This window comes from Enterobacter sp. SM3, from assembly GCF_009811935.2.
GTDB lineage: Bacteria > Pseudomonadota > Gammaproteobacteria > Enterobacterales > Enterobacteriaceae > Enterobacter > Enterobacter asburiae_D.
Map to the genome: position 1 here is coordinate 1206447 of NZ_CP099971.1, position 11625 is coordinate 1218071.

Consider the following 11625-nt stretch of genomic DNA (forward strand, 5'->3'; position numbering starts at 1 on the left):
CGCACTCCGTTGTCTGTTGTGTGTTGAGTATAGACAACGACGTGGCGCTCATTTTTCTGGGTGGTATAACTGTTAGCAGGCTTAGCGAAAAGGGGAGTGACTCATGTCTGACTATCCAAACATAGCGCTGCTTGGACCGGGTGCAATTGGTACCACCATTGCCGCAGTGCTGCACGACGCGGGGCGCACGCCGCTGCTGTGCGGACGCACCGCGCACCCGGAATTACGCCTGCGCCACGACGAGGGTGAAACCGTGGTGCCTGGTCCGGTATTAACCGATCCGGCCGTCATCACGCGCCCCGTCGATCTCGTTTTCGTGGCGGTAAAAACGACGCAAAATGCCGACAGCGCCGGATGGCTGCGCGCCCTGTGCGATGAGAACACCGTGGTCTGCGCGCTGCAAAACGGCGTGGAGCAAAAAGCCCAGCTTGAACCGTGGGTTAACGGCGCGACGGTACTGCCGTCGGTGGTCTGGTTCCCGGCGCAGCGCGAGCCGGATGCCTCCGTCTGGCTGCGTGCCAAACCGCGCCTGACGCTGCCGGACGTGCCGCAGGCGCAGCGGGTGGTGGAGGCGCTTCGCGGTACGGGCTGTCAAGTTGAGCTCTCAACAGATTTCGCCACTGTCGCCTGGCGCAAGCTGCTGCAAAACGCGGTCGCCGGGCTGATGGTGTTGGCCAACCGCCGCGCCGGGATGTTCAGGCGCGAGGATATTAGCGAACTTTCGCTGGCCTACCTGCGCGAGGGGCTTGCCGTCGCCCGCGCTGAGGGGGCAAAGCTGGGCGATGCGGTGGCGCAGGAGATCCTGGCGAACTTCCAGCGTGCGCCTGAGGACCTGGGCACGTCGATCCTGGCCGACCGTCAGGCCGATCGCCCGATGGAGTGGGATATCCGTAACGGCGTGATCCAGCGCTACGGTCGCAAGCACGGTATTACAGTGCCCATCAGCGACGTGGTGGTGCCGCTGCTGGCGGCGGGGAGCGAGGGACCGGGCTAACGGCCGCTGTTTTTCCGTTCGGCAAAGTAGTGGGCGGGCGTGCTGCCCATCGCTTTTCGGAACATGGTGATAAATGCATTCACGGATTCGTACCCGAGCGTTGTCGCCACGTTCTGGACGGGCACGCCGCTTGCCAGTTCCCGCAGGGCAATAATCAAATGCAGCTGCTGGCGCCATCGCCCGAAGCTCAGCCCGGTCTCGCGCTGCATCAGGCGGGCAAACGAGCGCTCGCTGAGGGCGAGCCGTTTCGCCCAGTCCTTCAGGGTGCTTCTGTCCTCAGGGCGGGTAACCAGCGCGTCTGCCATGGCGCGAATTTTCGGAACGGTCGAGACCGGCAGGCTCAGCTTCTGCTGCGGCATGCTGGCAAGCTCGTCCAGCGTGACACGGGTCAGCCTCGCGACGTGGCCGTCGGCGGGATAATCCACGCCTTCGCGCGTCAGACGATCGACCAGCTCCTTAATCAGCGGCGAGATCGCCAGCGTGCAACACTTCTCCGGCAGCGCCGCCGCGCCGGGCTCAATAAACAGATAGTTGAGATGCGCGTTCCAGGTCGCTTTGGCGCTGTGCGGGATCCCGCCGGGGATCCAGACGGCGCAGTCCGGCGGCACGATCCAGATGTCATTCTCCGCGTAACAGCTGACCGCACCGTATCGGGCAATAATCAGCTGGCCCTTGCGGTGGGTGTGTACCGGCACTTCCGCGGCGTAATCCACGAAGTCCAGATGACGCGCCACGGCAGGAGAGGCGGTAGAGTCAGGGTCATACAGCGTAGTAGCGGGTTGAGGCTTCACGATTCTGGCAACATTTAGGTATTTTTTGACAGAATAGAGTATTTAAGCGGGTCTGCAAGCCGGTAATAATCCCGGCATGAAAAACATCTTCTCTCATCCCGTGCGTCTCCCCGCCGCGCTGCGAAACGATGCGGGCGCGCTGATCTATTCCGCGAAGAGTTTTGCCGCGGCGATGCTGGCTTATTACCTCGCGCTGTCGATCGGCCTCGAGCGTCCCTCGTGGGCCATTATTACGGTTTACATCGTGTCGCAGACGTCGGTCGGGGCATCGCTGAGCAGGAGCCTCTACCGGCTGGCCGGTACCGTGATAGGTGCCAGCGCGACCGTTTTGATTGTGCCCACCTTCGCGAATACACCAGTCCTGTGCAGCGCGGTGCTGACGGGCTGGATCGCGTTCTGCCTGTGGCTTTCCCTGCTGGAGCGCACGCCCCGGGCCTATGCCTTCGTGCTGGCGGGCTACACCGCGAGCCTGATTGGCTTTCCGGCGGTGTCCGATCCCGGCGGCATCTTTAACGTCGCCATCGTCCGCGTGCAGGAGATTTCGATTGGGATTTTCTGCGCGGCGCTGATTCACCGCTACGTGCTGCCCGCGCGCGTATCGGGCCAGTTCAACGCGAAATTATCCCAGACGCTACAGGCCGCGCGCGGGCGGGTGGCGGATACCATAGCCGGTAAACCCGATGCGGCTTCCGGCCCGCTGCATCTGGCCCTCGCGCTGCAGTTCCTGCAGGGAATAAGCCACCATATTCCGTACGATTTTGCCCTTTCAGCCCCGGTGCGGCAGGCCAGAAAGGCGATCCACGACCGGCTGGCGCGGCTGGTTATCGTCAACTGTGAACTACACGATCGCCTGCCAGCGATCGGAGCCCTGCCCGCCGACGTGCAGGCATTGCTGGAGGACGTTCAGGCCTGGCTTGCCGCTGAAGGCGCGGGGGCCAGCAGCACGGCAGAGGCGCTGCGGCTCCGCTGTGCGCTTCTTATCGATCGGTATGCCGCGCAGGCGCAGACGTTTGACGACGCGCTGCAGGTCAGTTTTATTCGCTACCTCTCGGAGGCTATCGCGCTTCTGCAGCAGTGCGAACGTCTTTCCGGGGCTATCCTCTACGCCAAACCCGTCTTTGGGGAGATGCAAACCCGCGCGGCGAAAGGCTACGTTTTCCACCGCGATCCTCTTACCGCGGCCCGCACGGCGTTGGGGGCTTTCGCCATCATCCTGAGCGGCTGCCTGGTCTGGATCTTCTCAGCGTGGCCGGATGGCGGCACGGCGGTATCTATCCTGGGGGTCTGCTGCACGCTGTTTGGCAGCTTCGACACCCCGGCACCGCACATCGTGAAATACATCATTGGCTCATTCTGGGGCGTGGTCATTAGCCTGTTCTACAGCTTTGCGCTGCTGCCGCTGGTGAGCGATTTCCCGGTGCTGGTGGCGGTACTTGCCCCGGCATATCTGCTGGCCGGGTCGTTTCAGGCGCGTCCGCCCACCACGTTTATGGCGATGGGTATCACCCTGACGCTGCCCATTCTTTGCGAGCTGGGGGCGCACTACAGCGGAGATTTCGCCGTTGCGGCCAACACCGCCATCGCGCTCTTTGCCGCCACCGGCTATGCCGTCGTCAGCATGAGCCTGCTGCAAACCGTGCAGGCGGATGGTGCCATCACCCGTCTGCTGAACCTGTGCCAGCGCGACATTCGCCGCAGCCTGAAGGGCACGCTGCGGGTTGATGAAACGCACTGGATCAACCTGATGATGGACCGAACCGCGCTGTTGCTGCCGCGTTTACAGCGCAGCGAGCGCGCGCCGGAGCAGGCGCTCGATCGGCTGTTACACGCGCTGCGTCTGGGGCTTTCGGTTATGCATTTACGCCGCATTGACGCACCGCCCGGCAGGGAGGTTGACGCGCTTTTTCATCGGATAAACGCCGCAGACCGCCACGCCTTACGCGAACGCATCGTTACCCTTATCGAACGCCATCTGCCTGCGGCAGATGAACATACGCGCCAGTTGGTCTTCAGGCTGGTGGATCTGCACTGTGCATTACGGGAGCCAGACCATGGTTAACGATCTCAATATCGGCGGCGTTTTGATTCCGGGGCTGCTGATGGTCGCCCTCGCGGCGCTGGTCTGCACGCTGGGCCTCGTCGCGCTTTTCTCTCTCAGCAGGCTCTACCGGCGCTTGCCGTTTCGCCCGCTGATGGATGTTTCAACCTGGATTGTCACCTTTTTCCTGCTGATGCAGGGTCTGACCGCGTTGGGGTTATTGTCATGAAATCACTGCTCTCTTTACTGGCTCGCTATGCGCTGACGCTGAGCGTCGTCGCGGCGGCCACGCTTCTGGCGTTTATGATGTGGAAACACTACGCGCAAACGCCGTGGACCCGCGACGGCCGCGTGCGGGCGGATGTGGTGCAGATTGCGCCGGACGTCTCCGGGCCGGTCATTAGCGTGGCCGTGCGGGACAATCAGTGGGTGAACCGGGGCGATGTGCTCTACACCATCGATCCGCGCTGGCTTAAGCTGGCTGTGGTCAGCGCGCAGGCAGACGTTGAGTCGAAACGCCATGAGATGCTGATGCGCCAGGATGCGGCCCACCGCCGCACGCTGATTAAAAACGCCATTTCGAGCGAGGATTTGCAGCAAACCGGCAGCGCGGCGAACGTCGCGGCGGCCAACTATCACGGCGCGCTAGCCGCGCTGGATCTGGCCGAGCTTAATCTGGCGCACGCCACCGTCCGTGCGCCGGTTTCGGGATACGTTACGCACCTGCGGCTTCGCCCCGGAGACTACGCGACGGCGGGGGAGACAAAGGTCGCCATCGTCGATGCCCACAGCTTCTGGGTGGTGGGGTACTTTGAGGAGACCAAGCTGCGCCATATTCGCGTCGGGGATGCCGCGCAGGTGGTGCTGATGGGATACGAGCCTGTCATCACGGGGCACGTGGAGAGCATCGGACATGGGATCGGGGACAGCAACGACGAGACGGGCGGGCTGGGCCTGCCCGACGTCGAGCCGACCTTTAGCTGGGTCCGGCTGGCACAGCGCGTGCCGGTGCGCATTCATATCGACAGGTTACCGGAGGGGGTTGAGCTGGTGGCGGGGCTGTCGGCGAGCGTGGCGGTGGGGGGATAGGGAGGGAAGGTGATAGATGTGAGTATGAATGTCTGTGTTGTGCCAGAAGCAGACGTTGAGGAAAGTATTATTTAGATGTGAAATATTTGCGTAATATTTTTTCTAATAGCGAGAAAACGACCGTGACCCTTTTGGGAGTAATCAGCTGATAAGGTCGATATAAATAAAATTGCCATTTCTCCTGTCGCAGTTCTGGCAGTGGGGGAACAAGTTGGCCGCTTGCTAAGTACTCCCTACAGATAAAATCGCTGGATTGTACAACCGTTTTTCCGGCCAATGCAGCCTGAATTTCGGCGTATGGGTCTGTAGTATAAAACTCAATATGACGAGGGACAAAAGTATTCACTGCGTCACTCATAAACTCAAATGACTTCCCCGTTTCAGGATTAATTAAACCACTAAATGGATAACGCTGTCGAAGATCTTCTAAATCAGTTGGTGCTCCCAGGCGCGCAATGAGTTCAGGGGATGCAACCAAAATATGTTCAACTTGCCCGATATTTTTAATGATGAAGTTTGGATTAGGCTCTCGCCCTACGCGTATGCCTATATCGATACGATGCTCGATAGTATCAAGTTTCATCATATCTAAACGCCAGTCGATAAATAACTCAGGATATGGACGCAGTGCAGTCAACAGTTCATACAAGATTTGCTCATGATTTGGAAATCGAAGTAATGTGATACGAACAATACCTTTCATTTCATTATCATCTTTCGCCATCAGAAATAACTTTTCAGAATCTTCCAGCAGTCGCTTCGCTTGGGGTAAAAATAACTCACCGAAACTGGTGAGAAAGATCGACCGAGTATTGCGTTTGAAAAGAGGTTCACCAAGCTGTTTCTCCAACTCAGCGACTGTTCGGGTTACTACTGATGGTGAAACCGACAGCTTTATGGCTGCTTCGCGGAAGTTCAGGGTTTCAGAGGCGATGATAAAAAACTTTAGAGCATCAAGTTTGTTCATGATTGTTGTGGAAATTGCAATAATGTATTTTGATAATAGCAATTAATCTGCAACTATTCCAGTCATATAATCGAACAATCAAATAAGTAATCTGTATTACTTTTTTATCAGAACTCAAAAGAGAAAATTATGTCAATTCAACCAGTAGAGTTAAACAAAGCCTATCGTTTATTGCAGGTCGGGCCAACGACGATGATATCGGCTAAAAATGATGGCATTGAAAATGTCATGGCAGCTGCCTGGGTGGGGTTAGTAGGTAATAACAAAGTGATGGCTTTTATAGGTCCACAAGCATTTACTCGCGGACTTGTAGAAAAAAGTGGATATTACGTTGTCCAGATCCCAGTAGTAAAACAGATGGAAATGGTTTTATATGCTGGAGGCCACAGTTATTCTGACACATCCGATAAAAACAGTAAAATTCCACTATTTTATCAGAAAGAGTTTGATCTTCCTTTAGTTGAAGGTTGCGCTGGCTGGCTAGTCTGTAAGGTCATACCTAATGTAGAAAATCAAAAACAGCACAACTTGTTCATGGGGGAAATTGTCGGAGCATGGAGTGATGACCGCGTTTTCAGAAATGGGCACTGGATTTTTGATGATGCGCCTGATGAATTACGTACTGTCCATTACGTAGCTGGCGGACAGTTTTACGCCATTGGTAAAGGTACAAAATTCAATTATGGTCCAGGAAAAGACTAATCCTTACTGCTGTATAAATGTAGCCATATAACATGGCTACATAGAGGTAATAGTATAAATAAAAACAACCGACTTAAGATGTCCGCTTTTCGCTCTTAGCAGACATTCAACGTTAGCGTAAGGCCGGAACCATGCTTCTACCCAGCTAGATTCCGGCTCCCATCACCCGCCTCAGTGCGCCGTGATATACGGCTCCTTCACAAACTCCGCCAATAACCAAACCATATCATGCAGCAGCCCGGTGAGTTCTTTCGCCACGCTCACAGGCAATGTCTCACCCATCACTGCCAGCGTTAACGCTACGGCATAGTCCACCTGCAGCGTCGTCTCCTGCCAGCAGTCCGGCACGCAGGAGGTAATCTTTTCCCCCGCAATCAACTGTTCAACCAGGTACGAAGGAAGTTCGGCATCACAGCACTCCCGCAGTCGCTTAAGCGCAGCCAGCAATCGCTTACAGAGCGTAGCAAACGTCACTGCGTCATCAGTTTCCACCAATACGCTCACATACGCAGTACAAGCGTCAGTCAGTTCGAAGAGATCCGCAGAATCGGAAATTGAAGTGTTGATGAGGTGATGAACTGCGCTTTCCTCAGAGAGCGCGTAAGAAAATCCAGGGGTAGTCGCCATTTAGCATCCTCTTTGTCTAAAAAAACGTCATGTTATGCTAACGGGTTCCTACGCCCGGTTACGGATGTGCCGCAACGCAGGCACTTTACGACCGCAAAGAAGGGATGAAAAGGGATCTCCCCTGAATTACATAAGGTTGCTTGCAGGTTTGCGAGGCGGCTTCCAGAAGGGCATTGCCGGGTGGCGGCTACGCCTTACCCGGCCTACATAACGGCCAACCAACCTACCCGCGACACGAACCGTAGGCCCGCGCAAGCGCAGCGCCGCCGGGCACAGTTTGCACCGCGGTTACTCCTTCACGCAGACCTTTTCATTTTGAGCAACCCTTCTAATAACGCCTGCGTCGCGCGGGAGGATTTACCCGCCTGCGAACAAACCACCCCAAACTCCCGGCACAGCGAAGGTGCCACGGGCACGACGCACAGGCCGCGTAATTCATCCGGCAGGGCGGATTCAGGTATCAGCGCGACGCCCATACCTTCGCGCACCAGCAGGCAGGCGCTGATCCAGTCGCGGACGGTCACCCGCACGTCAGACAGCTGCAAGCCAGCCTGTTCCATCAGGCTTTTTCCATTGACGGCACAACCGCCCGTTGCGAGCACGAAGGGCTGGTCTGCCAGTTCCTCAAGGGGGATGCCGCGCGTACGTGTATAACGAGCCTGACGGTGGCTGGCTGGCAACACCGCGACCCATGCATCCTGCCCTAAGACCGCTTCAGCACGCTCAGGAACAGGGTTCATGACCACGCCCAGATCAACCGTATCTGCCGCCAGCCACTCTTCGACCTCCTGGTCCGTCCCTTCGAGTACGATAACCTCGATTTCAGGATGCAGGCGCTTAAAGTCGCGCAGCAGTCCGGGCAAAAATGTGGATGTCACTGAAGGGAAACTGGCAAGACGAATGCGCCCCCCACTTAACCCCCGGCTCTCATCCGCCAGTACGCGGATGGCGTCCAGTCGCGCCAGCATGCTCCTTGCCTCTTTGACCACCTTCTCGCCCAGGGCTGTTACGCCGATGTGGCGCCGCTCTCGCGTGAATACAGCAAATCCTAATGAAGCCTCTAACTGAGCGATCGCCTGGCTGGCACCAGACTGCGTCATGCCTACCTCTTCAGCGGCACGCGAAATATTACTGGCATCGGCTACTGCAACCAGCAAGCGCCAGTGTAAAAGATTCATCATGGGTATCAGTAGCTCAGCTAATAGCTAATTTATGAGTCATTAATTTTACAGGGTGATTGGTTTTAAGCACAGTGTATTCAAACTGAATCGTCACCACTCAACAGCTTTAACGGAGAGATTATGAAACTCTATTACGCCCCGGACACCTGCTCACTCTCACCCCATATCGTGCTTCGCGAACTGGCGATTGAGTTTGAACTGGTTAAAGTGGACAACAGGAGCAAGCTTACCGCTGACGGGCGCGACTTCCTGACCATTAACCCTAAAGGTTATGTCGCAGCGCTTGAGCTGGATGACGGGAAAATCCTGACCGAGGGGCCAGCCATTTTGCAGTACCTGGCAGACCTCAAGCCAGAAAGTGGGCTGGCACCGCGTGCAGACGGCTGGGAGCGAGTGCGGCATCAGGAATGGCTAAACTTTATCACCAGCGAAATACACGCGGGATCGGCACCTCTTTTCAACCGTGCGCTGCCCGAAGAGGCCAAATCGATTTTTCGCGAGAAGCTGTTCAGGCGGTTCGATTTTCTTGAGAAAACGCTCTCCACAAGCGCTTATCTGATGGGAGCGTCTTTCAGCGTGGCGGATGCCTATCTTTTCACCGTGCTGGGATGGTGCACGTACTTCTCAATTGAACTCAACGACTGGCCCGCGCTACTGGCGTACAGGGAAAAAATCAGTGCCCGTCCCGCCGTGCAGGCCGCATTACGTGCGGAGGCGAAAGTCTAGTTCTGCGTATTCCGGCGCAACAATTAACGCCTGAAGCAGGAGGCAAATGAGGATGTGGAGTCAGGATGGGTTAGCATACTGTCACTCTGCATCTGATTGCCTGGCGCTTTTCACTGCATCCTGCTTCCCCGGATTGCCTGCAACAACTTTCCAAACTGCACCCGATGCGTTTATGGTGTTGTTTCACCCTCACAGGGCATCAGGTGTCATATATGTCGAAGGCAAAAGCCAACAAAGACTGGGTCAGACTGGCGCAACAACCCGGTAAAATAGAGCGCATAGAGGCGTATTTCAGCGGGCATGGCTATGAGCCGCATCGTCACGACACTTATGCCATAGGCCGGACCTTATCCGGGGTGCAGAGTTTTCACTATCGGGGAAGTAAACAACATAGCCTGCCGGGCGGGACAATGGTCCTGCACCCTGACGAAATACATGACGGAGAGGCGGGAACGAACGACGGATTCCAGTATCGGATGCTGTATATCGATCCGGCGTTAATTCAAAAAATCCTGGTCGGAAAGCCTTTGCCGTTTATTCCCGGCGGAATTTCATCCGATCCCCGGCTTTTTGCAGCGACCGAACCGCTGTTAAAAGCGCCAGAAGAATCTTTCGATACGCTGGAAGAAGACGATGCGCTCTACGATCTCGCCCACACGCTGGCCGTCGTGGGAGGACAACGTTTTCGCCGGAATCGGGTGGATTATCAATCCGCAGAACGCGCGCGCGAATATATACACGCTGAATTCATTCACAATATTACGCTGGATACTTTATCCGCCGTCAGTGGCAGAGATCGCTGGAGCCTGAGTCGGGATTTTCGTGCGCTTTATGGAACGAGTCCTTATCGCTATGTGACCATGCGTCGACTTGAATACTGTCGACGCCTGATTCAGGCGGGCCTGTCGCTTGCTGAGGCTGCCGCTACTGCGGGGTTTTCAGATCAGAGTCACATGACTCGTCAGTTCATCAAAACGTTGGGTATGTCGCCGGGGCGCTGGCAAAAATTCATCAAAGGTCATCCTGCCTGATTTGCACGATCGTTCAAGACCGGCACGCCGGCCTTATTCTATCCTGGATGCTTCTCAACCATAGGAAGTGTCGCAATGTATAGTCCTGTTAATTTAGACAATAAATTCTCTCTCTTCGACGCGCACTGGCAGCCGAAAGTCATCGCCCAGATGAATGACTATCAGTTTAAAATCGTCAAAATATCGGGTGATTTTATATGGCACGCGCACCCTGAAACCGATGAGGCATTCATCGTGGTCGAGGGCGTGTTACGTATTGATTTTCGTGACGGGCATGTGCTCGTCAATCCAGGAGAAATGTACGTTGTGCCGAAAGGCGTTGAACATAAAACGTCTGCTGAATCAACGGTAAAAATGATGATGATAGAACCTTGTGGGGTCCTGAATACCGGACACGAAGGCGGGGAGCGCACCGCAGAGAACGACGTCTGGATTTGACGACGGAGGCTGACTTGCCGGGTGGCGGCTACGCCTTACCCGGCCTACAAAACCGCCAACCAATCTACCCGCGACACGAACCGTAGGCCCGCGCAAGCGAAGCGCCGCCGGGCACAGCCGCACAGCCGTCACCCTTCACTCATCATCGTCAAAAACCGCTTCACCGTCCGCGAGCGTTCAAAACGCCGCCAGCACAGCGCGATATCGGTATAAAGCTCCGGTGAGCTCAGCGTATGATAGGTCACATTCGGCGGTGAAATAGCCGCCATGGATTTTGGCACCAGCGCGAACCCGCCGCCCGCGGAAACCATGCTCAGGGACGACGAAAGCTGCGACGACTGCAGCGCGCGCTGCACGTTAATACCGGCCCGCTCGCAGCAGCCGTGAACCCGATCGTACAACCCCGGCGCGACCTCCTGCGGGAACAGCACCACCGGCGTATCCCGAAGCTGCTCAAGCGCCAGCGAATCGCACGCCGCCAGCGGATGGTCGCGATGCAACGCTACCACCATCGGCTCCCGGTCGAGGACTTTTAACTCGAACGCCTTGCTGCTCTCGCACGGCAGGCGCACGAAGGCAATATCCAGCTCACCCTCCGCCAGCATCGTCGTCAGCGACGACATATTGGCTTCCACCTGGTGAACCTGCACCGCCATGTTCTGCACCTGAAACTGGCGAATCAGCGCGAAAATTTTAGGGTGAAAGGCATCTGAACTGGTGATCCCAATCGACAGGTTGCCGTTCAGCCCGCGTGCGATACCGCGGGCCTTTTCCAGCGCGGCATCGCTCAGCGCAAGGATCTTGCAGGCGTCCTCATAGAAGGCTTCTCCCGCCTCGGTCAGCTCCACGCCCCGCGTCAGGCGTCTGAACAGCGGCGTGCCCACTTCCTCTTCGAGCCGTTTGATCTGCTGACTCAGAGGAGGCTGTGAAATCCCCAGCGCTTCGGCCGCCCTGGTGAAGTGTCGCTCGCGTGCAACCGCGACAAAATACCGCAGATAACGAAGTTCCATATCTAAAACGTCTCAAACCAGCATAGTTTCT

Annotated in this window: 13 protein-coding genes; 8 read left to right on the forward strand and 5 right to left on the reverse strand. The window is 56.4% G+C overall.

Features of this window, described 5'->3' with window-relative positions:
- Positions 1-103 precede the first annotated feature (103 nt).
- On the forward strand, positions 104-994 hold the full coding sequence (locus GVO84_RS05535) for an oxidoreductase (protein WP_159513605.1): 891 nt from the start codon (positions 104-106) through the stop codon (positions 992-994).
- On the opposite strand, the gene GVO84_RS05540 is transcribed toward GVO84_RS05535, so the two are convergent.
- A complete protein-coding gene (locus GVO84_RS05540; protein WP_159513606.1) occupies positions 991-1785 on the reverse strand; it encodes an AraC family transcriptional regulator in 795 nt (264 codons plus the stop codon). The genes GVO84_RS05535 and GVO84_RS05540 overlap by 4 nt on opposite strands.
- A 76-nt stretch (positions 1786-1861) precedes the next feature.
- Here GVO84_RS05540 and GVO84_RS05545 point away from each other — a divergent pair, with 76 nt between their 5' ends.
- The 3 genes from GVO84_RS05545 to GVO84_RS05555 are packed head-to-tail and all read left to right on the forward strand — an operon-like array spanning position 1862 to position 4912.
- Complete coding sequence (locus GVO84_RS05545; protein ID WP_159513607.1) at positions 1862-3844, forward strand: FUSC family protein; 1983 nt, start codon at positions 1862-1864, stop codon at positions 3842-3844.
- A complete protein-coding gene (locus tag GVO84_RS05550) occupies positions 3837-4052 on the forward strand; it encodes a DUF1656 domain-containing protein (RefSeq protein WP_159513608.1) in 216 nt (71 codons plus the stop codon). Before GVO84_RS05545 ends, GVO84_RS05550 begins: the two co-directional genes overlap by 8 nt.
- On the forward strand, positions 4049-4912 hold the full coding sequence (locus GVO84_RS05555; protein WP_159513609.1) for an HlyD family secretion protein: 864 nt from the start codon (positions 4049-4051) through the stop codon (positions 4910-4912). Before GVO84_RS05550 ends, GVO84_RS05555 begins: the two co-directional genes overlap by 4 nt.
- Positions 4913-4979: 67 nt before the next feature.
- Here the strand turns inward: GVO84_RS05555 and GVO84_RS05560 are convergent, their stop codons facing one another.
- On the reverse strand, positions 4980-5879 hold the full coding sequence (locus tag GVO84_RS05560; protein WP_159513610.1) for a LysR family transcriptional regulator: 900 nt from the start codon (positions 5877-5879) through the stop codon (positions 4980-4982).
- 129 nt (positions 5880-6008) lie between these two features.
- Here GVO84_RS05560 and GVO84_RS05565 point away from each other — a divergent pair, with 129 nt between their 5' ends.
- Positions 6009-6581 carry a flavin reductase family protein gene (locus tag GVO84_RS05565; RefSeq protein ID WP_159513611.1) on the forward strand — a complete coding sequence of 191 codons (573 nt, stop codon included), beginning with the start codon at positions 6009-6011 and terminating at the stop codon, positions 6579-6581.
- Positions 6582-6752: 171 nt separating this feature from the next.
- Here GVO84_RS05565 and GVO84_RS05570 read toward each other — a convergent pair whose 3' ends face one another.
- Positions 6753-7208, reverse strand: coding sequence for a hypothetical protein (locus GVO84_RS05570; RefSeq protein ID WP_159513612.1), 456 nt, complete (start codon positions 7206-7208; stop codon positions 6753-6755).
- Positions 7209-7504: 296 nt separating this feature from the next.
- Positions 7505-8389, reverse strand: coding sequence for a LysR family transcriptional regulator (locus tag GVO84_RS05575; protein ID WP_159513613.1), 885 nt, complete (start codon positions 8387-8389; stop codon positions 7505-7507).
- Positions 8390-8509: 120 nt separating this feature from the next.
- On the opposite strand from GVO84_RS05575, the gene gstA reads away from it, so the two are divergent.
- From gstA to GVO84_RS05590, 3 genes are all read left to right on the forward strand, one after another.
- Complete coding sequence (gstA, locus tag GVO84_RS05580) at positions 8510-9115, forward strand: glutathione transferase GstA (RefSeq protein WP_159513614.1); 606 nt, start codon at positions 8510-8512, stop codon at positions 9113-9115.
- Between the two features lie 212 nt (positions 9116-9327).
- A complete protein-coding gene (locus GVO84_RS05585) occupies positions 9328-10146 on the forward strand; it encodes an AraC family transcriptional regulator (RefSeq protein ID WP_201283056.1) in 819 nt (272 codons plus the stop codon).
- A gap of 75 nt (positions 10147-10221) precedes the next feature.
- On the forward strand, positions 10222-10584 hold the full coding sequence (locus GVO84_RS05590) for a cupin domain-containing protein (RefSeq protein WP_047648474.1): 363 nt from the start codon (positions 10222-10224) through the stop codon (positions 10582-10584).
- A gap of 128 nt (positions 10585-10712) precedes the next feature.
- Here the strand turns inward: GVO84_RS05590 and GVO84_RS05595 are convergent, their stop codons facing one another.
- Complete coding sequence (locus GVO84_RS05595) at positions 10713-11594, reverse strand: LysR family transcriptional regulator (RefSeq protein ID WP_121425510.1); 882 nt, start codon at positions 11592-11594, stop codon at positions 10713-10715.
- Positions 11595-11625 lie beyond the last annotated feature (31 nt).